Below are 24,045 nucleotides of genomic sequence, written 5' to 3' on the forward strand. Positions count from 1 at the left end.
AAAGTCAATAATACTTGACATCCTGTCAGGTATGTTCTACTTTTTGTCCCCATGAACACCAAGCCCCGCCTTTCCCCCGACGCCGCCGCCCGTCGCCACCGCAGCCACGTGATCGTGGCCATGACCCTGTACCTGGTGACGCTGCTCGTCTGCACCAAGCTGCTCAAGGCGACCCCGCCCGGCGCCCTGCAGATCACCCTGGCCCTCTTGCCCACCCTGCCGGTGATCTGGGTGATGGGCTCCCTGTACCGCTTCCTGATGCAGGCGGACGAGCTGCAGCGGCGGGTGCACCTGGAGGCGCTGGCGGTGGCCGCCGGCATCACCGCCTTCTTCAGCCTCACCTACGGCTTCCTCGAGCAGTTCGCCGGCTTCCCCCACATCGCCGCCTGGTGGACCTTCGTCCTCATCGACCTGGTCTGGGGCGCCTACGGTTGCGTGCTGTGGTGCCGCTACAAGTGAAGAACCGCATCCACGTGCTGCGCGCCGAGCGCCGCTGGACCCAGGCGGAGCTGGCGGAGCGCCTCAACGTCTCGCGCCAGACCATCAATGCGCTGGAGACCGAGAAATACGATCCCAGCCTGCAGCTCGCGTTCAGCATCTCGCGGCTGTTCGGCCGCCCCATGGATGAGATCTTCCTGTTCGAGGCGGATGCCGCTCCGCCCAATCCCTGAAACGGAACGCCACGACATGCGCAAACACCGCTCCCTGCCCATGCGCGCCGCCCGCGTGCAGACCCTGATCCTGCTCTATGGACTCGCGGCCTTCGCCGCCACCGCCGCGGGCCGCGCCGCCCATGCCGCGCCGCTGGAGTTCCACGAGTGCCAGATCGGTGCGGCGGATGCCGCCACGCACCTGCAGGCGCGCTGCGCCACCTTCATGGTGCCGGAGGACCGGCAGCATCCGGGCGGCAAGCAGGTCGGGCTCAAGGTCGCGCTGCTCAAGGCGCGCAGCAGCCAGGCCCAGCCCGACGCGTTCTTCTACATCGCCGGCGGCCCGGGCCAGGCCTCCACCGAGTCCTTCGTGCAGGAGGCGGCGGCCTTCGACCGCATCCGCAGCGAACGGGACGTGGTGCTGGTGGACCAGCGCGGCACCGGCGGCTCCAACCGCATGGACTGCCCGAAGCTCGCAGCGGACGTCGAGTCCGGCGACACCGCCATCGCCGAGGCGGCGGCCAACTGCCTCAGGCAGCTTCCCGGCGACCCGCATTTCTACACCACCAGCGTGGCGGTGCAGGACCTGGATGCGGTGCGCGCCGCCATGGGCTATGCCAGCGTGGACCTGTATGGCATCTCCTACGGCACGCGGGTGGCGCTGCAGTACTTGCGCGCCTATCCCGAGCACACCCGCAGCGTGGTGCTGGACGGCGTGGTGCCGGCGGACCTGGCGCTCGGGCCGGACGTGTCGCTGGACGCGCAACGCTCCCTCGGGCTCATCTTCACCCGCTGTGGCCAGGACCCGGCCTGCCACCAGGCCTTCCCCGACCCGGCCGCGGACTTCGCCGCCCTGCAGAGGGAACTCACGGCGCGCCCCGCCGCCGTCACCCTGCGCGACCCGCTGGACGGCTCGCCCCGCAGCGAGACCCTCACCTGGGAGAAAGTGGCTGGGGCGGTGAGACTCATGAGCTACCAGAGCGAGACCGCTTCGCTCCTGCCGTTGCTCATCCACCAGGCCGCCGCCGGGCACGACTACGCACCGCTCATGGCCACCGCGCTCATCTTCACCGGTGAGATCCAGGAGAGCTTCGCCGAGGGCATGTCCTCCTCGGTGCTCTGCACCGAGGACGCACCGTTCCTGGCGCCGGACGCGGCCCACGCCGCCGCGCTCAAGGACACTTATCTGGGCGCCGCCACCCTCGACGTGCTCGTGAAGTCGTGCAAGGTCTGGCCGCGGGGCGTGATGGCGCCGGATTTCAAACAGCCGGTGAGGTCCGAGAAGCCGGTGCTGCTGCTCTCGGGCGAGGACGATCCCATCACGCCGCCGGCGAACGCCGCGCGCGCCGCCAGGACGCTCTCCAACAGCCTCGCGCTGGTGGTGCCGGGCCAGGGCCACGGCAACGTGTTCCGCGGCTGCGTGCCGCGCATCGTGAGCCAGTTCGTGGACGCTGCCGCGGTCAAAGGCCTGGACACGACCTGCGTCAAAGACATGAAACCCTTCCCCTTCTTCGTGAATTTCTCGGGGCCGAAACCATGATCGAAGTGACCGACCTGCAGAAGAGCTTCGGCGCCGTACAGGCCGTCCAGGGCGTGAGTTTCTCCGCGCCGGACGGCCGCATCACCGGCCTGCTCGGCCCCAACGGCGCGGGCAAGTCCACCACCCTGCGCATCGTCTCCACGGTGCTCAAGCCCGGCGCCGGCACGGTGCGGGTGGACGGCGCCGACGTGACGGCGGACGGCAACCGCGCGCGCATGGCGCTGGGGGTGCTGCCGCACCTCAGTGGCCTCTACCCGCGCCTCACGGCACGGGAGAACATCCGCTACTACGGCGAACTCAACGGCATCTCCGGCGAGGCGCTCAAGCGCCGCATCGCCGAGCTGGTGGAGCTCCTGGAGATCGGCGAGTTCGCCGACCGCCCGGCCAAGGGCTTCTCCCAGGGCCAGAAAATCAAGGTCGCGCTGGCCCGCGCCATGGTGCACGGCCCTCGCAACCTGGTGCTGGATGAGCCCACCAACGGCCTGGACGTGATGGCCACCCGCGCACTGCGGGCGCTCATCCGCAAGCTGCGCGACGCCGGGCACTGCGTGCTGTTCTCCAGCCACGTGATGCAGGAGGTGGCGGCGCTCTGCGACGGCATCGTCATCATCGCCCACGGCCGCATCGTGGCCCGTGGCACGCCGGACGAGCTGCGCAAGCTGACCGGAGAGAGCGACCTGGAGGAGGCCTTCGTGAAGCTGTGCGGCGCGGAGGTGGCGGCATGAACTTGCGTAAATACCTTGCGGTCTTCTACAAGGAAGCCGTCGACAACCTGAGGGACCGCCGCACGCTGCTCACGGTGCTGGTGTTCGGCCCGCTGTTCGGGCCCCTGTTCTACACCATCATGATGAGCACGGTCATCAACCGCCAGGTGGCGGACCTGGACCAGAGTTACACGCTCGCGGTGCAGGGCGCCGAGCGCGCGCCGGGGCTCATGGACTACATCCACCAGCACAACATGAAGACCGAGGCGGCGCCCGCGGACCCGCGTACGGCGGTCAAGACCGGCAAGCTGGACGTGGTGCTGGTGGTGCCGGAGGGCTACGCGCAGGCCTTCGCTGCCGGCAAGCCCGCGGCGGTGCAGCTCATCATGGACAAGTCGCGCGATACCTCCGCCAAGAACATCGGCCGGGCCCGCGGCGTGGTGGAGGATTACGCGCGCTCGGTGGCGGTGCTGCGCCTCTTGGCGCGCGGCGTGGATCCGCGCGCCGTGGAACCGGTGGTGGTGGAGAACGCCGACGTGTCCACGCCCCAGTCCCGCGCGGTGCTGCTGCTCGGCATGATGCCGTACTTCCTGCTGTTCGCCGCCATCCTCGGCGCGTTCTACCTCGCCATCGACAGCACCGCCGGCGAGCGCGAGCGCGGTTCGCTGGAACCCCTGCTCACCACCGCGGTGCCGCGCAGCACCCTGGTGCTGGGCAAGCTCTCGGCGGTGACGCTGTTCTCGGCGGTCTCCCTGTTCATCGACATCGCGGCGCTGCTGTGGTGCCAGCGGCTGATCCCGGCGGCCAAGGTCGGCATCTCGGTGGACATCACGCCCGCCAACGCGCTCATCACCTTCCTGGTGTGCCTGCCGTTCTGCCTGTTCATCGCCGGCCTGTTGTCGGTGGTGGCTTCCTTCACCAAGAGTTACAAGGAAGCCCAGACCTGGCTCTCCTTCATCATGCTGGTGCCGCTGGTGCCGGTGATGGGCCTGATCCTGTTCCCCATGGAACCCTCCTGGTGGATGATGCTGTTGCCCTCCATGAGCCAGGACGTGCTCATCACCGCGCTCATCAAGGGCGATGCTCTGAAACCGCTGTTCGTGGTGCTCTCCGTCGTGAGCACCCTGGTGGCGGGCTTCGGCCTGACCGGTCTCGCCATCTGGCTCTATCGGCGCGAGCGGATCCTGGGTTAAACACCGAAACAAGTCCAACAGAACTACCACCCAAAGCGTCGCGAGCGACGGCAGGGCTAGGCGCGCGAGGCGAGCAGGAGGGAGTGCACATTTGAGTGCATGACCGACTGCGAGTCTGAAGCGCAACAACGCCCTGCCGAGCGCAGCAGCTTTGGGGTGGTATTAGGTTAAATATCCGCTGAACGGTAGTAATCCGGCGACAAGCCGCCCGACCCTGCGCCCCGCCTGTGGCACCCTGAGGCTGGGCGTATATCGCTTCTGGAAGGTCCCGTGGGCTGGAAACTGCTGCCGGAGGATGCCAAGCAGGCACTCAGGATCAAGCGCTTCTTCATGGCGGCGCTTTCCTACGTCATTTGGATCTCGCTCACCTATTACTGCTACTCCCTGGGCCTGGTGGACGTGACCCGCACCCAGTTCCTGCTGGCCGCCCTGCTCTGCCTCGTCTGCAACCTGGCCTTCTACGGCCTCATCCGCTCCGGCCTCAACCATTATTGGCCCGACCCCAGCCTCACGCTGCCGCAGATGGTGGTGGCCACTTTCTGGGTGATGCTGCTGATGGCTCTCGCGCCGAAGGTGCGCGGCATCCTGCTGCTGCTCTACGTGGTGGTGTTCCTGTTCGGCGTGTTCCGCCTGCGGCGGCGCGAGTACCTCTCGCTCACCGCGCTGGTGGTCACCGGCTACGGCTTCGTGGTGCTGCGCGACGTGTACCGCCAGGACAACGGCATCCCGCTGCCGCTGGAGGCGCTGCAGTTCGTGGTGCTCTCGGTCACGCTCATCTGGCTCGCGTTCTTCGGCAGCTACGTCGGCAAGCTGCGCGAGACCGTGTCCCGGCGCAACGCGGAACTGAACGCCGCGCTCGCCAAGAACCGGCGGCTCGCCATCCATGACGACCTCACCGGCACCTACAACCGCCGCCACATCATGCAGATCCTGGAGCAGGAGCAGCTGCGCGCGCAGCGCACCGGCCGCGGCTTCAGCCTCTGCCTCATGGACCTGGACCACTTCAAGGAAGTGAACGACCGCCACGGCCATCTGGGCGGCGACGAGGTGCTGCAGCAGTTCGCGGTGCGCGTGCTCGCGGAGGTCCGCGCGCTCGACCGGATGGGCCGCGACGACGCGGACGGCGCCGAGGGCGGCCAGAACTTCGGGCGCTACGGCGGCGAGGAGTTCCTGCTGGTGATGCCCGAGACCAGCCTCGACGGCGCGCACATGTGCGTGGACCGCATCCGCCGCCGCGTGGCGGAGATGCCCTTCCAGGCCGCCGGCGTGCCGGTGCAGCTCACGGTGTCCTGCGGCATCGCTGCGTTCCGCCCCGGCGATGACCTGCGCGCCAGCCTCGCGCGCGCCGACCAGGCGCTGTACCAGGCCAAGCAGGCGGGCCGCGACCGGGTGAAGACCGCTCACGCCTGAGACGTCCCGCGTCTATATGAGGAGTCCCGGTTGTGGGAGACTGATCGCCTCTCACAGGGGGCGTGCGCGTGAACTCCTCAGTCCATCAGGCCGAAGACCTGCTGTTCACGATCATGGTCCAGCTCATCGTCATGATCCTGGCGGCGCGGCTCATGCACACGCTGGCGCGCCGGCTCGGCCAGCCGGGCGTGGTGGGCGAGATCGTCGCGGGCCTCATGCTCGGCCCCTCCCTGCTCGGCCACCTCTTCCCGCAGGCCTCCCTGGCGCTGTTCGGCGCGCACGTGCCGCCGACCATACCGATCATCAGCCAGATCGGCCTCATCTTCCTCATGTTCCAGATCGGCCTCGACGCGGAGTTCCACCTGCTGAGCCAGCCGCGCAACCGCCGCGGCGTGCTGGTGGTGGCGGCCGCCTCCATCGGCGTGCCGCTGATGCTCGGCTTCATGGTGGGTCAGTGGTCGGCGCCCGCGCTGGTGCCGGACGCCGGCCCGCTGCCGTTCAGCCTGTTCTGCGGCGTGGCGCTCGCCATAACCGCCATGCCGGTGCTGGGACGCATCATGCGCGAGTTCGCCCTGGGCGAGACCGCCGTCGGGGTGGTGGCGATCTCCGCCGCCGCCATCAACGACGTGGTGGGCTGGCTGCTGCTGGCGGGCGTGGCCGCCTACGCCGCCGCGCAGTTCTCCGGGCTGCACGTGCTCTGGCAGCTCGGTGCGCTGCTCGCGTTCGTGCTGGCCATGTACTGCGTGGTGCGACCGCTGGCGGCCTGGCTGGTGCGCCGCTACCCGCCGCGCCAGGGCCTGCTGCCTTCCAACCTCATGGCCATGGTGACGGCGCTGATCTTCCTGGCGGGCATCTGCACCTACAAGATCGGCATCTTCGCCATCTTCGGCGGCTTCGCCTTGGGGATGGTGTTCCAGCCCCACGCGGCCTTCGTGGAGGCCTGGCGCAAGCAGGTGGGCACGTTCGTGATGGTGTTCTTCCTGCCGGTGTTCTTCACCTTCACCGGCCTGCGCACCGATATCACCGCCCTCTCCAGCGGCGCCGCGCTCGGCTGGCTGGCCGTGATCCTCGCGGCGGGCATCGGCGGCAAGATACTGCCGGTGTATCTGGCGGGCCGCGCGGCAGGCTTCGACAACACCCAGTCCTGGATCTTGGGCTCGCTCATGAACACCCGGGGCCTGATGGAGCTCATCGCGCTCAACATCGGCTATGACCTGGGCATCATCCCCCGGGACGCCTTCACCATGCTGGTGATCATGGCGGTGGTGACCAACCTCATGACCGGCCCGCTGCTGCGCCTGCTGCTGCCGCGCATGGGCCACGCGGTGCCGCGCGGCATCGAGGCCTGACGTTCAAACCTCTGCCGCCAGGCGGCTGTGCCGGATGCCGTAGGCGAAATACACCGCGACGCCCAACAGCATCCAGGCGGCGAAGCCCGCCCACACGCCGAGCGGCAGGCCCCAGATCAGCCAGAGCGAGAACACCACGCCCACCGCCGGCACCCACGGTACCCAGGGCACGCGGAAGCTGCGGGGCAACTCAGGCCGCGCGCGGCGCAGCATAACCACAGCGGCGCAGATGACGGCGAAGGCCGCCAGCATGCCGAAGTTAACGAGCTGCGCCACCACCGTGAGCGGGAAGAGGCCCGCTGCGATCGCCGTCACCACGCCCAAGACCAGCGTCGCCCGGTGCGGCGTGCGAAAGCGCGGGTGTACCGCCGCGAACCATCCCGGCAGGAGCCCGTCGCGGGACAGCGCGAAGCCGATGCGCGCCCCGGCCAGCATGTTCGCGAACAGCACGCTGGTGATGCCGGTGATGGCGGCCGCGGACACCGCCACCATGACCCAGCGCAGGCCGATGGCGGCGAACGCGTTCGCCACCGGCGCCGCGTTGTTGAGGGTCGAGGAAGGCACGATGCCCGTGAGCACCAGGGACATGCCGAGGTAGAGCACCATCGCTATCCCTAAGGACAACACCACCGCCCAGGGCAGGTCCCGCTGCGGGTCCTTCGCCTCCTCCGCCGCGGTGGTGAGGGTGTCGTAGCCGAACACCGCGAAGAACACCACCGCCGCCCCCGCCAGCACGCCGGAGAAGCCGAAGGGCATGAACGGCGTCCAGTTCGCCGGCTCTATATAGGAGACGCCCGCGACGATCACCAGCAGCACGCCGCCGATCTTCACCGCCACGATGGCGGTGTTGAAGCGCGCGCCCCACTCCGTGCGGACCGTGAGCAGGAGAGCGATGGCGAGCGCCACCCCCGAGGCGATGAGGTCGAAGGCGTGGCCCGGCCCGCTGCCCGCCGCGCCCTGGGCCCAAGCGGGTAACTGGATGCCGGCTGCGCCGAGCAGGGCCTGCACATAGCCGGACCAGCCCGCCGCCACCACGGCGACGATGAGCGCGTAGCAGAGCAGGAGGTCCCAGCCCAGGAGCCAGGCGGCGAACTCCCCCAGCACCGCGTAGCCGTAGGTATAGGCGCTGCCGCTCACGGGCAGCATGCCGGCGAACTCCGCGTAGCAGAGCGCCGCCGCGGCGCTGGCGATGCCGGCGAGCACGAAGGACACGAGCACCGCCGGTCCCGCCTGGGTCGCCGCCACCACACCGGTCAACACGAAGATGCCCACGCCGATGATGCCGCCGAGGCCGATGGCCGTGAGCTGCCAGAGGCCCAGCACGCGGCGGAACTGCCGGCCCTCCCCCGCCTCTCTCTGAAGCTGCTCGATGGACTTACGTCTGGAAAGCCGCGATCCCATCCCCATGCTGGCCTCCACTTCGGCTATGCAGCTATCTCGCTATTCATCCACGCACAGATAAGTGATTGTCCCGTCTGTCCTGACCTCATCCCGCTGCGCCACCTTGCCCAACTTGTGGCAGGTGCGGTTGGCGATGGAAAGATTCTTGGCTGGATCCCCCGTGTCGTTAACCACCACCGTCGCATAGGAGATACCCGACTTGGGTCGCGCCGTTGCGGCAGGTGCCGGGGCCGGGGCAGCTTCTGCCGCTGGCGCCATCTCGGCGGCTACCTTACGAGGAGGATCGTCGTCAGCGTAGACATAGATGATTTGCGCACGCAAGTTCTCGTCGGTATTAAGGACAGCTTCGGCGCCATCGGAGGTCAACGGCGCACTAGTCATCAGTTCGGAGGGCATGCTGACCTGGGAGCGATCCAGCACCACACCATTCGCGCCTACTTCGGCGGCGCCGCTACGCAGCTCTTGAATCAGATTGCCGACGCGCCCGCTATGTGTGAACTGATGCGCCTCGGCGGTGACGTAACCCACGTTCTCGGACTTTATAGGCGCGACGACGTAGAACCTCACCTCGTCCTCATCGATTTGTGGGCGAGTCTTCCCCGTCACTGCCCGTTCATGTGCCTGGTGGCAGCCCAGGACGAAGAACAGTGTCCCGACAAATAGCATCGCATTGCGGATATTCATGATTTCCCCCTCATGACTGATACCCCCAACAAGTGTAGTCCTATTTACCGATGCAGAAACTCGAGAAGATGCGTCCCAATAGGTCATCACTGGTGAACTCGCCGGTGATCTCGCTGAGGCAAAGCTGAGCCAACCTCAACTCTTCGGCGATCAACTCACCGGCGCGTGACTCCACGTGCTGGCGCGCTTCCTCCAAGTGTTCACGCGCCCGCTTGAGCGCATCCAGGTGACGGCGGCGGGCGGTGAAGGCATCCTCGCCGAGCTGCTCGAAACCGGCGGCGCGCTTGAGATGCGCGCGCAAGAGGTCCATGCCCTGCCCCGTCTTGGCAGACACCCAGACGCTCGCCGTCCCGTCCAGCTCGTCCTCCGCCTCCCGCTGGCCCGTGAGGTCGATCTTGTTGTAGATGACCGTGGCCTTGAGGCTCCTGGGCAGCCGCTCCAGGATGTCCCGGTCGTCTTCCGTCAACCCCTGTGTGCTGTCCACCACCAGCAGCACCCGGTCCGCCTTCTCCATCTCCGTCCAGGCGCGGCGCACGCCCTCCTGCTCCACCGCGTCGCCGCTCTCCCGGAGGCCCGCGGTGTCGATGAGCTGCAGCGGCAGTCCCTCGATGTCCATGCGCTCGCGCAGCACGTCGCGGGTGGTGCCGGGGATGTCCGTGACGATGGCGGCCTCGTGGCCCGCGAGCCGGTTGAGCAGGCTCGACTTGCCGGCGTTGGGCCGGCCCGCGATCACCGCCGTGAGCCCCTCGCGCATGAGGCTGCCCTGCTTCGCGGCGGCCGCGAGCTCCTCGAAGTCGTTGCGGATGGCGGCGAGACGCCCGGCCACGTCGCCCTCGGTGAGGAAGTCTACCTCCTCGTCCGGGAAGTCGATGGCCGCCTCCACGTAGGCCCGCAGCACCGTGAGCGCTTCCACCAATATCTCCACCCGCTGGGAGAACTCGCCCCGCAGCGACCGCAGCGCGGCGCGCGCGGCTTGCTGTGAACCGCTGTCGATCAGGTCTGCGATGGCCTCCGCCTGGGCCAGGTCCAGCTTGTCGTTGAGGAAAGCCCGCTCGGAGAACTCGCCGGGCCGGGCGAGGCGCGCCCCCAGCTCCAGCACCCGGCCGAGCAGCATGTCCAGGACCACGGTGCCGCCGTGGCCGTGCAGCTCCAGCACGTCCTCGCCGGTGAAGGAATCGGGTCCCGGGAAGAACAGCACCAGGCCCGTGTCCAGCACCTCCCCCGCCTCGTCCCTGAAGTCCCGCAGCTGCGCGCGGCGGCGCTTGGGCGCGGCGCCGGTCAGCTCATAGGCGATCACGGCGGCCTGCGGCCCCGAGACCCGCACGATGCCGATGCCGCCCCGGCCGGGGGGCGTCGCGATGGCGGCTATCGTTTCGGTGGGGCTCATTTGTGAAATATGTCCGCCGGGGCGAGACTCTTCCCATCATACCGTTACCGAGTACATGGCCATGCCTGGAACTCCCGTGCGCTTCCCCAATGCCGACGGCAAGCTGCTGGCGGGCCGCCTGGACCTGCCGGCCCACGGCCGGCCGCGCGCCTACGCCCTCTACGCCCACTGCTTCACCTGCGGCAAGGACGTGCGCGCCGCCGTGAACATCAGCCGCGCCCTGGCGCGGGAGGGCATCGCCTGCCTGCGCTTCGACTTCACGGGGCTGGGCGAGAGCGAAGGCGACTTCAGCGACACCACCTTCAGCGGCAACGTGGCGGACCTCAAGGCTGCCGCGCGCTTCCTGGCCGAGAAGTACGAGGCCCCCAAGATCCTGGTGGGCCACTCCCTGGGCGGCGCCGCGGTGCTGGCGGCGGCCGCGGACATCCCGAGTTCGGTGGCGGTGGCCACCATCGGCGCGCCGGCGAACCCGGAGCACGTGGCCGGGCTCCTGGGCGACGCGCGCCAGGCCATCGAGGAACAAGGCGAGGCGGACGTGACCCTGGTGGGGCGCAAGTTCCACTTCAAGAAGGCCTTCCTGGACGACCTCAAGCAGCACCCGTGGCGCGCGAACCTCAGGAACCTGCGCAAGGCGCTGCTGGTCTTCCACTCCCCCGCCGACGGCACCGTGGACATCTCCAACGCTGCCGAGATCTTCGGCGCGGCGCTGCATCCCAAGAGCTTCATCAGCCTGAACGAGGCGGACCACCTGCTCACCCGCGAGACGGACTCGGAGTACGTGGGGCTCATCCTCGGCGCCTGGGCCAGCAAGTACCTGGGCGAGCTCGGCATGCAGCCGCTCTCGAGCCCGGCGAACGGCGGCGAGACGCTCGTGCGCATGAACGAGGAGCACTACCGCTGTGAGGTGTACGTGGGTCCGCACCATCTCACGGCGGATGAGCCTCGCGAGTCCGGCGGCACCGACGCGGGACCGGATCCCTATGGCCTGCTCACCGCGGCGCTCGGCGCCTGCACCGCCATCACGCTGCGCCTCTACGCGGACCGCAAGCAGCTGCCGCTCAAGGGCGTGAGCGTGCGGCTCACTCACGACAAGACTTATGCCAAGGACGTGAGCGACTGCGCGGAGACCGGCAAGGAGACGAAGATGGACGTCTTCACGCGGGAGATCGCGTTGGAAGGAGACTTGGACGAGGCGCAGCGGGCGCGGCTGCTGGAGATCGCGAACAAGTGCCCGGTGCACAACACCCTCGAGCACAAGTCGCGCATCGACACCCGTTTAAAAAGCTGAGTATCGAAATGAAATCGGCTAAAAGCGTCGCGAGCGAAGGCAGGGCTAGGCACGCGAGGCGAGCAGGAGGGAGTGCACTCTGATGTGCATGACCGACTGCGAGTCCGAAGCGCAACAACGCCCTGCCGAGCGCAGCAGCTTTTAGTCGTTCTTCTTGGATTCTTTCTCAATCACGCGATTGATGTAGCGCTGCTGCGCGATGGTGATGATCGAGTTCGCCAGGTAGTACAGCACCAGGCCCGACGGCAGCACGATGTAGAGCGCCACCAGCGCGATCGGCATGATCTTCATCATCATGGCCTGGGTCTTGTCCGGCGGCTGCGGCTGCAGGTGGGTCTGGATGAACATGGCGACGCCGTACACCACCGGCAGCACGTAGAACGGGTCCGGCGCAGAGAGGTCGTGGATCCATAGCATCCAGGGCGCGTGGCGCAGCTCCACGCTGTCCACCAGCACGTAGTAGAGCGCGAAGAAGATCGGGATCTGGATGACGGTAGGCAGACAGCCGCTGGCCGGGTTGATCTTCTCCTTCTTGTACAGCTCCATCATCGCCTGGCTGAGTTTCTGGCGGTCGTCCTTGTAGCGCTCCTGCAGCGCCTTGATGCGCGGCCCCACCTGCCGCATCTTCGCCATGGAGCGGCCGCTGATCTCGTTGAGCTTGTAGGTGGCGGCCTTGATGAGCAGCGTCAGCAGCAGGATCGACCAGCCCCAGTTGCCGACCCACTTCTCGATGTGCTCCAGCAGCCAGAACAGGGGCTCCGCCAGGATGGTGAGCTTGCCGTAGTCCACCGTGAGCTCGAGGTTCGGCGCCACCGACGCGAGCTTGGTCTGCAGCTTCGGGCCCACGTACAGCGTGGCCGGGAAGTCCGCCGCCGCGCCCGGCGCCACGGTCTTCTGCGCGCTCACGCTGCCGGTGACGAAGCGTCCCTCCCCCGCCGGCTTGCTGTAGTAGAGGTTCTTCTGCTGCCCGGCCGGGATGATCGCCGCCAGGAAGTAGTGCTCCACCACCGCGGTCCAGCCGCCGTCCACGCTCTCGGAGACGGGCTGCTCGGCGACCTTGGGGAAATCTTCCTGCTTGTAGCCTTCCGCGCCGCGCATGGCGAAGCGCTGGTAGTCGTAGTGGCCGGCGCCGCTGAACAGTCCGGTCTTGGGCGCCGTGTAGCGGTTCTGCCACTGCAGCCAGGCGCTGCCGGTCCAGGGCGCCTTGCCCTGGTTCTGCACGGAGTAGTCCACGCCGATCTGGTAGCTGCCGCGTCCCAGGGTGTAGGTCTTCACCACCGTGAGGCCGTGTCCGTCGCTCCACGTGAGCGCCACCTTGAGGGTGTCGGCGCCGTCCGCCAGGAGGTACTCGGCTTGGGGCGCGCTGTAGACCGCGTCCGCCGCGGGCGCCTCGCCCTGCGCGGCCTGCAGGCCCCCCTGCAGCACCAGCAGCGTCGCGTCGGCGTCGTCCAGCACCTGCACCCGCTGGTCCGGATCCTTGAGCGTCGCCGGGTACTGGATCAGCGCGGCACGGCGGATGTCGCCGCCGGCGGTGTCGAGGGTCAGGTCCAGCACGTCGGTGCGCACGTGGATGGCCTGGCCCTTGGGCAGCGCCGCCGCGGCGGCCGGTGCCGTGCCGGGCGCTGCCGGCACCCCTGCCCCACTGACGGCGGCGGGCGCGTGTGCGGTGTTGGCCGGGGGCGCTGCCGCGGTGCCGGCGGCCGGTACCGACTCGGGCGCCGGGCGCGGGCCGTAGTCCAGCATCCAGGTCTGGTACAGCGCGAAGCCGATGATGGCCAGCGCGGCCAGCAGGAAGATGCGACGGTTATCCATGGCGGTGCTCCGCGAGGTGCGGCACCGGGTCGTGACCGCCGGGGTGGAAAGGATGGCAGCGCGCCAGGCGCCGCGCAGCGAGCCAGCCGCCCCTGAGGGCGCCGTGCACGCGGATGGCTTCGATCGCGTACACCGAGCAGCTGGGCTCGAAGCGGCAGCGCGTGCCGAGCAGCGGGCTCAGGGTGTAGCGGTAGAGCTGGATGAAGAGGATCAGGGCTTTGCGCATCGCTTGATCAGTTCCTGCCAGTGCCAGTCGAGGCTCGCGCGAAGGTCGGCCGCCTCGCGCTGGCGCGCCGCGACCCGCGCCTGCACCACCACGTCCACCGCGGGCAGCAGCGCCCGGTTGAGTCGGAAGCTCTCGCGCACCGCGCGCTTGATGCGGCTGCGCTTGGCGGCGCCGGCCACGGTCTTCTTCGCCACCGCCACGCCGAGTCGCGCGCCCTCCCCGCCGTTCATGCTGGCGAGCACGACGAAACATGCATCGCTGCTCCGGGTGCCGTCGCGGAAGACGTGGTTGAACTCCGAGGGCAGGCGCAGGCGCGCCGCGCGCGGGAACGATGCGGGACGCATGGTCGTCCCGTCCCGTGGGCTTACGGGGTGAGGCGCTTGCGGCCCTTGGCGCGCCGCGCGTTCACCACCTGGCGGCCGCGCTTGGTGGCCATGCGGGCCCGGAAACCGTGGGTCTTCTTACGGCGACCCTTCTTGGGCTGGTACGTTCTTTTCATGGCACTCGAATCCGGTAGACGTATGGCGAAAATCCGGCCGCCCAGGCGCGCCGGTAAAAGGGGCGTTATTAGACGTGTGCGGGGCGCTGCTGTCAACTATTTCCCAAGCGGTTCAGGGCTCTGGCGCATTTCATGCTTGTAAACGGCGCGTCGCATGAGGGTGTGGATAACTTGGTTTCGCCGGTATAGACTGCCTCCCGACTTCCGCGCAGCGCACACGCAGCGCCGCGTCTCCACAAAAAGATTCAGGTGAGGGGTCTCGAGAGCCATGCCATCGCTTTGGACGCGGTGCGTCAGCCATTTGGAGCATGAACTCTCCGAGCAAGAGCTGAACACCTGGATACGCCCCCTCCACGCCGAAGAAGACGGCGGCACCCTGCGCCTGCTGGCGCCCAACCGCTTCGTCATGGACTGGGTCCGGGACCGCTTCCTGCCCCGCATCTCCAACCTCGCCCGTGAGCTGGCTGAAGACAAGCAGCGGCGGGTGCTGCTGGAGGTGGGCACCACCGCCGACTCCCAGGTCTCCGCCACGGTCCTGCCCGGCGCTCCGCCGGCCCCGGCCATCCCCACCCCCGGCTCGGGCCTGAACCCCCTCTACACCTTCGAGGGCTTCGTGGAGGGCAAGTCCAACCAGTTCGCGGTGGCGGCGGCGCACCAGATCGCCGAGAACCCCGGCAAGGCCTACAACCCGCTGTTCATCTACGGCGGCGTCGGCCTGGGCAAGACCCACCTCATGCACAGCGTGGGGCACCTGATCCTGAAGCGGAACCCCAAGGCCCGCATCGCCTACGTGCACTCGGAACGGTTCGTGAACGACATGGTCCGGGCGCTGCAGCACAACACCATCAACGAGTTCAAGCGCCAGTACCGTTCGGTGGACGCGCTGCTCATCGACGACATCCAGTTCTTCGTGGGCAAGGAGCGCTCACAGGAAGAGTTCTTCCATACATTCAACGCCTTGCTGGAAGGCCAGCAGCAGGTGATCCTGACCTGCGACCGGTACCCGAAGGAGGTCGAGGGCCTGGAGGAACGGCTGAAGTCCCGCTTCGGCTGGGGCCTCACGGTGCCGGTGGAGCCGCCCGAACTCGAGACCCGGGTGGCGATCCTCATGAAGAAGGCGGTGGCGGAGGGGGTAGAGCTGCCCAGCGAGGTGGCCTTCTTCATCGGCCAGCGCGTCAGCTCCAACATCCGCGAGCTCGAGGGCGCCCTGCGCCGGGTCATCGCGAACGCCCGCTTCACGGGCCGCGCCATCACCATGGATTACGCCAAGGAGTGCCTGCGGGACATCCTGGCGGTCCAGGACCGGCAGGTGACCCTGGAGAACATCCAGAAGACCGTGGCCGACTTCTACCGGGTGCGGGTCAACGAGATGCTGTCCAAGAAGCGCAGCCGCTCCATCGCGCGGCCGCGCCAGGTGGCCATGGCGCTCGCCAAGGAGCTCACCAACCACAGCCTGCCGGAGATCGGCGACGCCTTCGGCGGCCGCGACCACACCACGGTCCTGCATGCCTGCCGCAAGGTCCAGGAACTGCGGGCCGAGGACGGTAAGCTGAATGAGGATTACGCCGCCCTGGTGAGGACGCTCACCAGCTGAACAACAGGGCAGAGCGCCTGTGGATTATTTGTGGGTAAAATCGGACTCCGAGTTATTCACATTCGGCCCACAGGCTAAAGGCCTGTGACCGGCGGTCAGTTAACAGACTGCCATGTATTGCAGGTCACTGAAAAATAAGGGTTTAGAGCGATTATCCACAGCGGTATCAGGCATCTACTGCTACTGCTACGGATTTAAATCTCTCTCAGATCAAATCAAGAAGACAGGTGGATAAATGAAGTTCGAAGCGCTGCGGGATACCTTGCTGAAGCCGGTGCAGGCGGTGGTGGGAGTGGTGGAGCGCCGCCAGACCATGCCGATCCTGGCGAACGTGCTGCTCACGGTCACCGACAAGACCCTGTCGGTCACGGCGACGGACCTCGAGGTGGAACTCGTGGCCCAGGCCGAGGTGGACGTGAAGGAGAAGGGCGAGGTGACGGTTCCGGCACGCAAGCTGCTGGACATCTGCCGCGCGCTGCCGGAAGGCGCGAAGGTCTCCGTGAGCCTGGAGCGGGACAAGGTCACGGTGAAGTCCGGCCGCAGCCGCTTCCTGCTGGCGACGCTGCCGGCGGCGGAGTTCCCCGCGGTGGAGGACATCAAGTCCCAGCGCAGCGTGAACCTGGCCCAGAAGAAGCTGCGGGAGCTCATCGAGCAGACCCATTTCTCCATGGCCCAGCAGGACGTGCGCTATTACCTCAACGGCCTCCTGTTCGAGCTCTCGCCCAAGCGCATCCGCACCGTGGCCACCGACGGCCACCGCCTCGCCATGTACGACCTGGACGCGGACGTCGCGGACCTTCCGACCCAGCAGGTGATCGTGCCGCGCAAGGGCGTGCTGGAACTGCAGCGCCTGCTTACGGACAGCGAAGATCCGGCCAAGGTCTCCTTCGGCACCAACCACGTGCGCGTGGAGCTGCCGGACCTGCGTTTCACTTCGAAGCTCATCGACGGCCGCTTCCCGGACTACGAGCGGGTGGTGCCCAAGGCAGGGGACAAGGACATCATGGCGGACCGCCAGGTGCTGCGCGATGCCCTGGGCCGCACCGCCATCCTGTCCAACGAGAAGTACCGCGGCGTGCGCCTGCAGCTCGCGCCGAACCGCCTCAAGGTCATGGCCCACAATCCCGAGCAGGAAGAGGCCGAGGACGAGGTGGAAGTGAAGTATCAGGGAGCCGAGCTCGAGATCGGCTTCAACGTGTCCTACCTGATGGACGCCCTGAGCGCGCTGCACACCGAGCAGGTCCGCATCACCCTCACGGACTCCAACAGCAGCTGCCTCATCCGCCATCCCGACAACGACAACTGCCGCTACGTCGTGATGCCCATGCGGTTATAGGACGATGCGGGGATGCATCGCAGCGCTCGCGCGTAGCGCTAAGGCGAGTCCGGGCCTGTACCGGACTCGCCGCCTAGAAAAAGCCCAGGATGGGCTTTTTCGTTCAAAGGGGTAGCAGCGCAGATGCCCTTATCCCGCCTCACGCTGCGGGACTTCCGCTGCTTCGCCGCCCTCGACCTGGATCCGGCACCCCGCGCCAACCTCATCCTCGGTGACAACGCCTCCGGCAAGACCAGCTTGCTGGAGGCGATCTTCTTCCTGAGCCGGGGCCGCTCGTTCCGTACCCCCAAGGCCGACAGCCTGACCCGCCATGAGGCGGAGGGCTTCCTGTTGAGCGGACAGGTCCAGGACGCGGGCGGCACGGCCGCCCTGGGGCTGGCCCGGCAGAGTGGGGCCCTGGAGGCCCGCATCGGAGGCGCCCCAGCCAAGAGCCTCTCGGAACTCACGGAGCGCCTGCCGGTGCAGCTCCTGGATTCCAGCGCTCACCAGCTCATCGAGGGAGGGCCCCGGCACCGCCGGCAGTTCCTGGACTGGGGGGTGTTCCACGTGGAACAAAGCTTCCTCCCGGCCTGGCGCCGTTACCAGCGGGCCCTCAAACAGCGGAATACCCTGCTGCGGCAGAAGGCCGCCGAGAACCTGCTCAAACCCTTCGAACCGGAACTGGCTGCAGCGGGCGCCTTCCTGGACCAACACCGGCGGGACTATCTGGCCCAGCTGGAGCCTGTGGCCCTGGCCTGGGCCCGGCGGCTCCTGGGGCCTGTGGAACTGAGCTTGCGCTACCAGCGGGGCTGGGGAGAGGGAAAGACCCTGGAAGAGGCGCTGGCCGCTGGCCGCGCGCGGGACCGGGAAGTGGGCACCACCCAGACCGGACCCCATCGCGCGGAGATGGCTATCTCCCTGGGGGGTGTGCCGGCCCAACAGCAAGTCTCCCGGGGCCAACAGAAGGTCTTGGCGGGCGCCTTGCTCCTGGCCCAGGCGGCTTACCTGCGCCAGGCCACCGGCCGCCAGTGCCTGCTGCTCTTGGACGATCTCGCGGCAGAACTGGACGCCGGGCACCTCAGCCGGTTCCTGGAACTGGTACGGGAGACGGAGGCCCAAGTGTTCCTCACCAGCGTGGAGGAACACCGCCTGCCGGCCTGGCCGGACGCGGTTTTGTTCCACGTGGAACACGGGGAAATCGTCAAACGGGTATAATGATAAATTGTCAGGAAAGACCTCTTCCCATGGCCGATACCAAGCGCTACGACTCCACCAACATCAAAGTCCTGAAGGGCCTCGACGCGGTGCGCAAGCGCCCGGGCATGTACATCGGCGACACCGATGACGGCACCGGCCTGCACCACATGGTCTTCGAGGTGGTGGACAACTCCATAGACGAGGCACTTGCCGGCTATTGCAGCGAAATTGAAGTCATCATTCACGAAGATGAGTCTATCTCCGTGAAAGATAACGGCCGCGGCATCCCGGTGGACATGCATAAGGAGGAGGGGCGTTCCGCCGCCGAGGTCATCATGACCATCCTGCATGCGGGCGGTAAGTTCGACGACAACTCCTACAAGGTCTCCGGCGGCCTGCACGGCGTGGGCGTGTCCGTGGTGAACGCGCTCTCGGAGCATCTGCACCTCTTCATCCGCCGCGACGGCAAGCTGCACGAGCAGGAGTACAAGGACGGCGCTCCCCAGTATCCCTTGCGCGTCGTCGGCGACGCCGAGGGCACCGGCACCGAGATCCGCTTCAAGCCCGCGGCGACGGTGTTCACCCACATCGAGTTCAACGCCGAGATCCTGGAGCGGCGCCTGCGCGAGCTCTCGTTCCTGAACTCGGGCGTGCGCATCCTGCTGCACGACCAGCGCAGCGACCGGCGCGAGACCTTCCAGTACGAGGGCGGCATCAAGGCCTTCGTCGAGCACCTCAACCGCAACAAGGAGGCGCTGCACCCCAACGTGTTCCGCTTCGTCGCCGAGAAGCAGAAGATCACGGTGGAGGTGGCGCTGCAGTGGAACGACTCCTACCAGGAGACCGTCTACTGCTTCACCAACAACATCCCGCAGCGTGACGGTGGCACCCACCTGGCGGGCTTCCGCGCCGCGCTCACCCGCACGCTCAACACCTTCATCGAGCAGTCGCCCCAGTTCAAGAAAGAGAAGATCCCCATGACCGGCGACGACGCCCGCGAGGGCCTCACCGCCATCGTCTCGGTCAAGCTGCCGGACCCCAAGTTCTCCTCCCAGACCAAGGACAAGCTGGTCTCGTCCGAGGTGAAGGGCATCGTCGAATCCCTGATGGCGGAGAAGTTCCAGGAGTTCCTCCTGGAGAGGCCGGCCGAGTCCAAGATCATCGTGGCCAAGATCATCGAGGCGGCCCGTGCCCGCGAGGCCGCGCGCAAGGCGCGCGAGATGACCCGCCGCAAGGGCGTGCTGGACATCGCCGGCCTCCCGGGCAAGCTCGCCGACTGCCAGGAGAAGGACGCGACCCTGTGCGAGATCTTCATCGTCGAGGGCGACTCCGCAGGCGGCTCCGCCAAGCAGGGCCGCGACCGCAAGTACCAGGCGATCCTGCCGCTCAAGGGCAAGATCCTCAACGTGGAGAAGGCCCGCTTCGACAAGATGCTGTCGTCCCAGGAGGTGGGCACGCTCATCACCGCGCTGGGCTGCGGCATCGGCAAGGAAGAGTTCAACCCGGACAAGCTGCGCTACCACCGCATCATCATCATGACCGACGCGGACGTGGACGGGTCTCATATACGGACGCTGTTATTGACGTTCTTCTACCGGCAGATGCCGGAGCTCCTGGCCCGCGGCCACATCTACATTGCCCAGCCGCCGCTCTACAAGGTGAAGCGCGGCAAGAGCGAGCAGTACGTGAAGGACGACGTCGAGCTGAACAGCATGCTGCTCAAGTCCGCCCTCGAGGACGCCGCGCTCGTGGTTAAGTCCGGCGCCAAGCCCCTCAAGGGCGCGGCCCTGGAGGCGCTCGCCGGCAAATACGTGGAAGTGATGGCCATGATCCAGCGCTGGGCGCGCCGCTACGACGCGCACGTGTTGGAGAAGCTCATCTACATGCCGGTGCTCGCGCCGGAGAGCTTCTCCGACGAGGACGCGCTCGCCAAGTGGGCCAAGGACCTGGATGGCCGCCTCAACACCAGCGACGCCAGCGGCACGCTCTACACCGTGGCTCTGCACAAGGACGCGGCACGCGACGTGCCGAGCCTCAAGGTCACCCGCACCCACCACGGCCTCACCACCGACAAGCTCATGCACCGGGAGTTCTTCGGCTCCGGCGAGTACAAGAGCATCGCCGCCCTGGCCGAGCAGCTGGACGGGCTGATGGGCGAGGGCGCCGAGGTGCTGCGCGGCGAGCGCCGCCAGGACGTGGCCGGATTCAAGCAGGCCATGCAGTGGCTGCTGGACGAGGCCAAGCGCGGCCAGTCGATCCAGCGCTACAAGGGGCTGGGCGAGATGAACCCGGAACAGCTCTGGGAGACCACCATGGACATGCAGTCGCGCCGCCTGCTCAAGGTGAAGGTCGACGACGCCCGCAGCGCCGACGACGTGTTCACCACCCTGATGGGCGACCAGGTGGAACCGCGCCGGGAGTTCATCGAGAAGAACGCGCTGGAAGTCGCGAACCTGGACGTCTAAAGGTGGACAGCCGGGCCGCCGCACCGAGACTCGTGCCGGACGGCTCCTACCTGCGCGAACTGGCGCGCCCGTGGAAGCTCCTCAGCTTCACCGCCGGCGAAGCCTGGCTGATCTACGGTGCGCTCAACTACGGCATCGGCGATTGGGATGTGGGCGACAGCCTGCTCATGGGCGGGCTCACGTACCTCACCGCCCCCTGGTGCGTGACCTTGCTGTGGACCGGCCTGCGGCGGCGCCCGCCGCGGGGCTGGCCGCTGGGCTTGCTGGCCGCGGCGGCCTTGGCTTGGGCGGTGGTGGATGGCAGCTATGTTGCCTACAACGCCGCCGTGCACCACCCGATGGACCGGCCGGCGAATTTCCTCGCCTCGCTGCCGCTCTACCTGCTCGCCGGCATCGGCTGGTCCTGGCGCGGTTCGCTCCGTCAGCTCGGGCAGAGCCTCCTGGCGGCTAGGGCTGGCAGGCGGAGTTGGGGCTGAGGGTGAAGCCGGAGGCGTAGGCGAGGCTGTTGGGCATCTGGTCCAGCGTGGTCGCGACGCCGCCGGCCGGCGTGCTGGCCGGCAGCACCACCGCCGAGTTGAAGCCGTTGATGGAGGCCCCCGCGGCGAGCCCGAGGTCTGCGGCCTTCGCGATCAGCACGATCGTCCCAGTGCCGAAGTCGTAGAAGCTGCCGCTCTCCGCCGGCTTGCTGCTGCCCGCCTGCACGAAGCGCCCGTCCGTCACCCCGCTGGAGTTGGGCGCCGCCACGTAGGACTCGAAGCTCGGGCTGAGCGAGCCCACCGGGAACACCATGCGCACCCCATGCACCTTTCCGTCCGCCTCCTTGAATGAGGCGTACCAGTAGCTGCCCGGCGGGGGCACGGCGCTGCCGGGATCGGTGTCCAGCTGGAAGCGCAAGCGGATCACGCCGTCCGCCGCGTAGGGCTCCGCGATCTCCAGGGATTTCAGGTCCGTGCCCGCGGTCCCGGTGTTGTCGCCGGCGGCGTCGGTGAGCACGTTGATGCCCGGCACGGTGCAGTGGTCCGCGACGCCATTCTGCACCTGCAGCACGATCTCGTTGCTGGCGGCGCCAGCGCCCTGCGGGTTCACCGCCACCACCTTGTAGTAGTACTGCGCCACCGACGATCTCGCCCGGGCGTCGATGTAGGACGTCTTGTCGCCACCCACCTTCGCCACTTCCTTCTCGCCGCCGGCGGCTGTGCCGCGCAGGATGCGATAGGCGCGGATGCCGGCACCGCCGTTGTCCGGGGGCGTCCATGTCAGGGTCGCCTGGTTGGCGCTGCGCGTGCCCTCAAGGTACGGCGCCTTGGGCGGCGCCGGCTCCGCTGGATCGAACTGGGCCAGGAGCGGCTTGCCGCCGATCTGGCGCGCCACCCGCTGGTAGGCGGTGAAGTCGTTGTGGCTGGGATCGGTGATGCAGGCGTCGCTGACGCAGCCATCGTCGTAGCCGAACAGCACGCGGCCGCGATCGTCCATCGTCACCTCGTTGAAGTCCAGGAGGTTGCGGTTCTGCCGGCTGCCGCCGCCGTTCCAGATGCCGCCCGCGCCCTGCACCGGGTCGCCGGGCGTGGCGTTCACCGTGGTCCAGGTGGCGCCGCCGTCATAGGTGGTGGCGATGAACAGGTACCAGGAGCCCGGGAAGTCCAGCGACTCGTGGTCGCCGGCGGTGTCGGTGCCGAGGAAGCCGCAGGCGGCGCGCCCGGCCGAGCCCGCCACCGCCTCGGGGAACACCGCGTTGACCACGCCCACGGCGGTGCCGAGGTCGGTGTCATGGGCGAAGGTCTTGCCGTGGTCATGGCTCACGGCGGCGTGCACGTGGTGCTCCGGTCCCTGGCCGTCCACGTAGCAGTAGTACAGCGTGTTGTCCTGGTCCACCGCCAGCGAGGGGTCGGTGGAACCGCCGGTGAAGGACTGGCTCGCCGGTACCAGGAACTGCGTCCAGGTCACGCCCGCGTCCTGGCTCACGGAGCCGCCCTGCTGTCCGCCGCAGTCCGCCGCCGGCACGTAGACCGCGCCATCCGGCCCCACCTTCACGTGGCCGTGCAGGCCGCTGCAGGCGGTGATGCCGTTGCCGAAGTAGATGGGCACGCCGGGTCCGAAGGTCGAGCCGCCGGTGTCGCTGCGCTGGCACAAGGCGGGCCCGATCACCGCCTGCGAGCAGTAGTACACCGCGTGCGGGTAGAGCGGGTTGGGCACCGGCAGCGTGGCCGGATAAGGGCCGGCACCGATGGTCTCGTGGTCGGCGGCACCGTTGGGCGGCGCGGCGGAGGCCTGCACCCAGGTGGCGCCGTCGTCGTCGCTGTAGGCGAACAGCGCCTCGGCACCGGTGGTCTGCATGGACTCGAAGCTGCGCCCCGTGGCGGGATCGGTATAGAGGATGGGGTCCAGCGTCGTGAGGCTCACGATGGAAGGCGAGACCTTGGTCCACAGCGCCGGGCCGGATTCCGGCAGCGGCGGCTGGCGCGACTCCGGCGGCGTCACCCGGAAGGTGTCCAGGTCCGAGAGCGTGAGCACGTTGCGGCTCTTGGGATTGAAGCCGATGCTGAACTCGCCGGAGTCGCCCTGGGCGGTGGAGCCGTCCGGCGCATAGAAGTTCTGGTAGCGCGGCACGCCGGGCGCGGTGGGCGTGGCCTGGCCGAAGGCGCTGCCGCCGCCGCCCGCCGGTCCCTGCACCAGCTCGACGTGCACCTGCACTGTCTCGCCGCTGGGAGTGTAGGGCACCACTTTTATGGTGAACGTCTTGCTGCCGTTGAAGGTGCGCAACGTCGCCACCTCGGGATCCGAGGAGCTCGCCGACTGGGCCTGGGCCGCGACGGAGCCGTCGGTGTTGGTGACGCTGCCGGCGTAGACGTAGAGGTCGTAATCCGAGGCGCCCGCGCCCGCGTCGCTCCAGGTGGCGCTCACGCGCAGCAGCACCCCCGGATGCGTCGTGGTGTAGTCGGAGGGCAGCGTCACCGTGAGCGCGAAATCGTCGCAGGGCTGCTGCGGGTTGCTGCACTCGGGTCCCGCGTCCACCAGCGGCACCGGCGTGGGGTTCGCGAGTACGAAAGGCCCAGCGACATAGTCGAGCGGGCCGGAAGTGTCGGTGAGGGTGCCGCTGGCAGGCGTGGCGGCCCAAGCCGGGGCGAGCACGGCGAGGAGCAGCAGGGCGAGCAGCGGCCGGCTGGCGATGAATCCATTCATGGCACGCACCTTGCGGTTCGGCTGGCGTGCGTCCCGCACGCCGGGGGAAACGGCGGTCTGATGACTTATAGGCAGCGTGAAGTATCGGAGTGTGTCACCGTGAATACACTCGGGGATTCACCGGGAATGCAGCGGGGTAAATCCCGCGGCG

21 protein-coding genes are annotated in these 24,045 nt (G+C 67.8%); 13 read left to right on the plus strand and 8 right to left on the minus strand.

From position 1 onward, the window contains the following. The first annotated feature begins 51 nt into the window (after positions 1–51). The 7 genes from VF651_02325 to VF651_02355 all read left to right on the plus strand — a co-directional run bounded on the left by VF651_02325 (position 52) and on the right by VF651_02355 (position 6,846). A complete protein-coding gene (locus VF651_02325) occupies positions 52–459 on the plus strand; it encodes a hypothetical protein (GenBank protein ID HEX7964530.1) in 408 nt (135 codons plus the stop codon). Continuing rightward, complete coding sequence (locus VF651_02330) at positions 456–671, plus strand: helix-turn-helix transcriptional regulator (protein ID HEX7964531.1); 216 nt, start codon at positions 456–458, stop codon at positions 669–671. Before VF651_02325 ends, VF651_02330 begins: the two co-directional genes overlap by 4 nt. 16 nt (positions 672–687) lie before the next feature. Next, positions 688–2,190 carry an alpha/beta fold hydrolase gene (locus VF651_02335; GenBank protein ID HEX7964532.1) on the plus strand — a complete coding sequence of 501 codons (1,503 nt, stop codon included), beginning with the start codon at positions 688–690 and terminating at the stop codon, positions 2,188–2,190. Continuing rightward, on the plus strand, positions 2,187–2,915 hold the full coding sequence (locus VF651_02340; protein HEX7964533.1) for an ATP-binding cassette domain-containing protein: 729 nt from the start codon (positions 2,187–2,189) through the stop codon (positions 2,913–2,915). Before VF651_02335 ends, VF651_02340 begins: the two co-directional genes overlap by 4 nt. Next, entirely contained in the window at positions 2,912–4,087 is a 1,176-nt protein-coding gene (locus tag VF651_02345) for an ABC transporter permease (protein HEX7964534.1), read from the plus strand. Before VF651_02340 ends, VF651_02345 begins: the two co-directional genes overlap by 4 nt. Before the next feature lie 270 nt (positions 4,088–4,357). Beyond that, a complete protein-coding gene (locus VF651_02350) occupies positions 4,358–5,497 on the plus strand; it encodes a GGDEF domain-containing protein (GenBank protein HEX7964535.1) in 1,140 nt (379 codons plus the stop codon). A gap of 68 nt (positions 5,498–5,565) precedes the next feature. Continuing rightward, complete coding sequence (locus VF651_02355) at positions 5,566–6,846, plus strand: cation:proton antiporter (GenBank protein HEX7964536.1); 1,281 nt, start codon at positions 5,566–5,568, stop codon at positions 6,844–6,846. A 3-nt stretch (positions 6,847–6,849) separates the two neighbouring features. Here the strand turns inward: VF651_02355 and VF651_02360 are convergent, their stop codons facing one another. The 3 genes from VF651_02360 to mnmE are packed head-to-tail and all read right to left on the minus strand — an operon-like array spanning position 6,850 to position 10,318. Continuing rightward, a complete protein-coding gene (locus VF651_02360) occupies positions 6,850–8,253 on the minus strand; it encodes an amino acid permease (protein ID HEX7964537.1) in 1,404 nt (467 codons plus the stop codon). A 33-nt stretch (positions 8,254–8,286) separates the two neighbouring features. After that, positions 8,287–8,931: a hypothetical protein gene (locus VF651_02365; protein HEX7964538.1), complete on the minus strand. Its 645-nt coding sequence runs from the start codon at positions 8,929–8,931 to the stop codon at positions 8,287–8,289. 40 nt (positions 8,932–8,971) lie between these two features. Beyond that, entirely contained in the window at positions 8,972–10,318 is a 1,347-nt protein-coding gene (gene mnmE / locus VF651_02370; protein HEX7964539.1) for a tRNA uridine-5-carboxymethylaminomethyl(34) synthesis GTPase MnmE, read from the minus strand. A 61-nt stretch (positions 10,319–10,379) separates the two neighbouring features. On the opposite strand from mnmE, the gene VF651_02375 reads away from it, so the two are divergent. Beyond that, complete coding sequence (locus tag VF651_02375) at positions 10,380–11,606, plus strand: alpha/beta fold hydrolase (protein ID HEX7964540.1); 1,227 nt, start codon at positions 10,380–10,382, stop codon at positions 11,604–11,606. A gap of 141 nt (positions 11,607–11,747) precedes the next feature. On the opposite strand, the gene yidC is transcribed toward VF651_02375, so the two are convergent. The 4 genes from yidC to rpmH are packed head-to-tail and all read right to left on the minus strand — an operon-like array spanning position 11,748 to position 14,143. Continuing rightward, the gene (yidC, locus tag VF651_02380; GenBank protein ID HEX7964541.1) at positions 11,748–13,418 is read right to left on the minus strand and encodes a membrane protein insertase YidC; all 1,671 of its coding nucleotides are present in this window, start codon (positions 13,416–13,418) and stop codon (positions 11,748–11,750) included. Further along, entirely contained in the window at positions 13,411–13,644 is a 234-nt protein-coding gene (gene yidD, locus VF651_02385) for a membrane protein insertion efficiency factor YidD (protein ID HEX7964542.1), read from the minus strand. Before yidD ends, yidC begins: the two co-directional genes overlap by 8 nt. After that, positions 13,629–13,988, minus strand: coding sequence for a ribonuclease P protein component (gene rnpA / locus VF651_02390; GenBank protein HEX7964543.1), 360 nt, complete (start codon positions 13,986–13,988; stop codon positions 13,629–13,631). Before rnpA ends, yidD begins: the two co-directional genes overlap by 16 nt. A gap of 20 nt (positions 13,989–14,008) precedes the next feature. Continuing rightward, positions 14,009–14,143 (minus strand): 50S ribosomal protein L34, encoded by a 135-nt coding sequence (gene rpmH, locus VF651_02395; protein HEX7964544.1) that lies wholly within the window; start codon positions 14,141–14,143, stop codon positions 14,009–14,011. A gap of 268 nt (positions 14,144–14,411) precedes the next feature. On the opposite strand from rpmH, the gene dnaA reads away from it, so the two are divergent. From dnaA to VF651_02420, 5 genes are all read left to right on the plus strand, one after another. Further along, positions 14,412–15,737: a chromosomal replication initiator protein DnaA gene (dnaA, locus tag VF651_02400; protein ID HEX7964545.1), complete on the plus strand. Its 1,326-nt coding sequence runs from the start codon at positions 14,412–14,414 to the stop codon at positions 15,735–15,737. Between the two features lie 235 nt (positions 15,738–15,972). Continuing rightward, a complete protein-coding gene (dnaN, locus tag VF651_02405; GenBank protein HEX7964546.1) occupies positions 15,973–17,073 on the plus strand; it encodes a DNA polymerase III subunit beta in 1,101 nt (366 codons plus the stop codon). A 123-nt stretch (positions 17,074–17,196) separates the two neighbouring features. Beyond that, positions 17,197–18,267: a DNA replication/repair protein RecF gene (recF, locus tag VF651_02410; protein ID HEX7964547.1), complete on the plus strand. Its 1,071-nt coding sequence runs from the start codon at positions 17,197–17,199 to the stop codon at positions 18,265–18,267. A gap of 29 nt (positions 18,268–18,296) precedes the next feature. Then, complete coding sequence (gyrB, locus tag VF651_02415; GenBank protein HEX7964548.1) at positions 18,297–20,714, plus strand: DNA topoisomerase (ATP-hydrolyzing) subunit B; 2,418 nt, start codon at positions 18,297–18,299, stop codon at positions 20,712–20,714. A gap of 2 nt (positions 20,715–20,716) precedes the next feature. Then, positions 20,717–21,190, plus strand: coding sequence for a hypothetical protein (locus VF651_02420; GenBank protein HEX7964549.1), 474 nt, complete (start codon positions 20,717–20,719; stop codon positions 21,188–21,190). Here VF651_02420 and VF651_02425 read toward each other — a convergent pair. Further along, positions 21,162–23,894: a hypothetical protein gene (locus VF651_02425; protein ID HEX7964550.1), complete on the minus strand. Its 2,733-nt coding sequence runs from the start codon at positions 23,892–23,894 to the stop codon at positions 21,162–21,164. The two genes, VF651_02420 and VF651_02425, sit on opposite strands and share 29 nt — an antisense overlap. Positions 23,895–24,045 lie beyond the last annotated feature (151 nt).

Source organism: Gammaproteobacteria bacterium (genome assembly GCA_036383255.1).
Lineage (GTDB): Bacteria > Pseudomonadota > Gammaproteobacteria > Natronospirales > REEB76 > DASUBN01.

What these genes read in the sequence shown, in the direction of transcription:
- VF651_02325 (HEX7964530.1), top strand. Translation starts at nt 52, where the DNA reads ATGAACACCAAGCCCCGCCTTTCCCCCGACGCCGCCGCCCGTCGCCAC.
- VF651_02335 (HEX7964532.1), top strand. Translation starts at nt 688, where the DNA reads ATGCGCAAACACCGCTCCCTGCCCATGCGCGCCGCCCGCGTGCAGACC.
- VF651_02340 (HEX7964533.1), top strand. Translation starts at nt 2,187, where the DNA reads ATGATCGAAGTGACCGACCTGCAGAAGAGCTTCGGCGCCGTACAGGCC.
- VF651_02345 (HEX7964534.1), top strand. Translation starts at nt 2,912, where the DNA reads ATGAACTTGCGTAAATACCTTGCGGTCTTCTACAAGGAAGCCGTCGAC.
- VF651_02360 (HEX7964537.1), bottom strand. Translation starts at nt 8,253, where the DNA reads ATGGGGATGGGATCGCGGCTTTCCAGACGTAAGTCCATCGAGCAGCTT.
- VF651_02365 (HEX7964538.1), bottom strand. Translation starts at nt 8,931, where the DNA reads ATGAATATCCGCAATGCGATGCTATTTGTCGGGACACTGTTCTTCGTC.
- mnmE (HEX7964539.1), bottom strand. Translation starts at nt 10,318, where the DNA reads ATGAGCCCCACCGAAACGATAGCCGCCATCGCGACGCCCCCCGGCCGG.
- VF651_02375 (HEX7964540.1), top strand. Translation starts at nt 10,380, where the DNA reads ATGCCTGGAACTCCCGTGCGCTTCCCCAATGCCGACGGCAAGCTGCTG.
- yidC (HEX7964541.1), bottom strand. Translation starts at nt 13,418, where the DNA reads ATGGATAACCGTCGCATCTTCCTGCTGGCCGCGCTGGCCATCATCGGC.
- yidD (HEX7964542.1), bottom strand. Translation starts at nt 13,644, where the DNA reads ATGCGCAAAGCCCTGATCCTCTTCATCCAGCTCTACCGCTACACCCTG.
- rnpA (HEX7964543.1), bottom strand. Translation starts at nt 13,988, where the DNA reads ATGCGTCCCGCATCGTTCCCGCGCGCGGCGCGCCTGCGCCTGCCCTCG.
- rpmH (HEX7964544.1), bottom strand. Translation starts at nt 14,143, where the DNA reads ATGAAAAGAACGTACCAGCCCAAGAAGGGTCGCCGTAAGAAGACCCAC.
- dnaA (HEX7964545.1), top strand. Translation starts at nt 14,412, where the DNA reads ATGCCATCGCTTTGGACGCGGTGCGTCAGCCATTTGGAGCATGAACTC.
- dnaN (HEX7964546.1), top strand. Translation starts at nt 15,973, where the DNA reads ATGAAGTTCGAAGCGCTGCGGGATACCTTGCTGAAGCCGGTGCAGGCG.
- recF (HEX7964547.1), top strand. Translation starts at nt 17,197, where the DNA reads ATGCCCTTATCCCGCCTCACGCTGCGGGACTTCCGCTGCTTCGCCGCC.
- gyrB (HEX7964548.1), top strand. Translation starts at nt 18,297, where the DNA reads ATGGCCGATACCAAGCGCTACGACTCCACCAACATCAAAGTCCTGAAG.
- VF651_02425 (HEX7964550.1), bottom strand. Translation starts at nt 23,894, where the DNA reads ATGAATGGATTCATCGCCAGCCGGCCGCTGCTCGCCCTGCTGCTCCTC.